Origin of the sequence: Pseudomonas sp. UBA3153 (genome assembly GCF_002364635.1) — a bacterium.
Classification (GTDB): Bacteria; Pseudomonadota; Gammaproteobacteria; order Pseudomonadales; family Pseudomonadaceae; genus Pseudomonas_O; species Pseudomonas_O kuykendallii.
Map to the genome: position 1 here is coordinate 3,637 of NZ_DEYR01000053.1, position 827 is coordinate 4,463.

Annotated in this window: 1 protein-coding gene; it reads left to right on the top strand. The window is 64.8% G+C overall.

The genetic code is table 11. The annotated features are described in order from the left end of the window. Window positions 1-356 precede the first annotated feature (356 nt). Window positions 357-827: PAS domain-containing protein (locus B2X67_RS13350; protein ID WP_286785789.1), on the top strand; the 471-nt coding region annotated here is incomplete at its 3' end.

Below are 827 nucleotides of genomic sequence, written 5' to 3' on the forward strand. Positions count from 1 at the left end.
CACGCCGCTGCTGCCGTACCAGGCGCCGCCGATCATCGTCGCAATGGCCCTGGGCAAGGTGCCGCTGCGCCACGCCCTGCGCCTGTGCCTGGTGCTGGCGGCGCTGACGTTCGTGCTGCTGGTGCCGCTGGACTACCTGTGGTTCTCGATGCTCGGCTGGCTTTCCTGACGCCTTCGCGGCCGGGAGTCCGTCCCGGTTCGCTACAGAAGGTGAAGCCGCTCGCGAACGCTCCACGGCGCGTTCGCAACAACTTTTCCGTCGGCAGGAGCGGCAAGCGCCTGTCCATTTCGTATGATGGCACTCGGCTACCGCCCTGGGCGCGTAGCGGCCGTCCTCCGTGGAGCAGTGCGAAGTCATGAGTACGATCCCAAACGCCAGGTGTGAGATGGAAACCGACAGCGCGGTGTACAAGACGCTGCTGGAGTCGACCCGGGCCATTCCCTGGAAGATCGACTGGAAGACCATGACCTTCTCCTACATTGGCCCACAGATCGAAACGCTGCTGGGCTGGACGCAGGAGAGCTGGGTCGGCGTGGACGACTGGGTGGCGCGGATGCATCCGGAAGACCGCGACTACGTGGTGAATTTCTGCGTGTCGCAATCGCAGTCCGGCATCGACCACGAGGCCGACTACCGCGCGCTCACCGCCGATGGCGGCTACGTGTGGATTCGCGACGTGGTCCATGTGGTGCGCAAGGATGGCGAGGTCGAGGCACTGGTCGGCTTCATGTTCGACATCAGCGAGCGCAAGAAGGCCGAGGACCGGCTGCTGCAGTTGCAGAAGGAACTGGAGGTGCTGTCGTTCCAGGACGGCCTCACCGGGCTG